Below are 1280 nucleotides of genomic sequence, written 5' to 3'. Positions count from 1 at the left end.
CCTATCCCTGAAAATTGGGCACAAATTTGCTGCCTGAAGTTGCGAGATCGGCCGTCGGGCCTGACATCCATTCCAGTGATCAATGCAATTTAGAGACTGGGCTGGATCGATGGAACGACTCGCACAACACATGAGCTACGACGACTGGAAAGATGCCGGTCCCGTCAACCAAACCGTCCAAAGGGACGACGAGATCTATGACGGCACCACGCGTCCGGCAATGACCGAGCCCCGCTGGGCTCGGATCAAGTCCGGCGGCAAAAAGCAAGTGCTCGGAAACCCCGATCACGACTACAATGCCGATGCGTTCTCTGCCGGCCACGGCCAATACTTCCACTTCATGAACACGCTGGACAAGGGCGGCAAGGATGCCCTGCGCCTGATCCGCGAAGCTGCAAAGCGCGGAGACGAAGTCGTGCAGTCCGCCGAACGCATCGCAGGCGATCAAAATGCCTGGACCTCCGTTGCACCCGACAAAGAGACAGCGCGCGTCATTCGCGCCTTCGTCACTACGGCGCTTGAGTTCTATCCCCCTTCAAAGGGTGTCCTGGGTCAGCAACTGCCCAAGACCGAGGCTGACCTTGACCTGCCGGCATTTGCCGCGTCGTTTGAAGAAAAGGCATTGCCGACCCGGTGGCGCGCACGCGTTCTCGAAGGTCCGGGGATGCGTCTGAAGAGTGATCCTGAAGCGCCGATCCACACGCCTTCCGGCGAGAAGATGTCTGTTGCACAGGCTGAAAAGCGTCTCGAAGACAACAACAAGAACCGTGGCATGTCAAATCGCACAGCTCAGGCGCGCGAATTCGGTGGTGTTCTGGCTCTCTATTCCGACAGCGGTTTGACGGATGCCGCGCAAGCTTGGACCGGTCGCCTTCCCGCGAGCATCGTCGTCGCCCCCATGGGCGGTGACATCAGCAAGGACCTCTCCGCGATCAAGCGTCGTACTCAGATGATGGCAAACAAGCGCAACGTCGATGCGCACGGCAAGCCTGTTCAGATGTCGGCTCAAGTTATCTCCAGCGCTGACGCAGTCGCTGTGTTCTGGAACGGCGATCACCGATCCAAGGGAGCGGAGATTATCGCTGAAGCAGCACGCGCCGGCAAAATCGCGAAGATCCTCGATGGCAACGGCAAGGAAATGCCTCTTTTCGACAGCGCGCGGACCTGCATGGACGCACACATGTCACGTGCCGAGGCTGCTCGTTCTAAGACACTCGACGCCTTCAACCTATCTGCTACGGAACCTGCCGGTCGTTTTGGCCTGTCTTTGATCCGCGATG

The 1280-nt window shown here is 58.7% G+C and carries 1 protein-coding gene; it reads left to right on the top strand.

Going from position 1 to position 1280, the window contains the following annotated elements; translation table 11 throughout:
* Positions 1-130: 130 nt before the first annotated feature.
* Positions 131-1280 (top strand): hypothetical protein (locus ACOI1H_RS25640; protein ID WP_422441152.1); only part of this gene is annotated, 1150 nt, incomplete at its 3' end.

Source organism: Loktanella sp. DJP18 (assembly GCF_049310965.1).
Classification (GTDB): domain Bacteria; phylum Pseudomonadota; class Alphaproteobacteria; order Rhodobacterales; family Rhodobacteraceae; genus Loktanella.
This window is presented reverse-complemented; position numbering and strand designations above follow the sequence as displayed.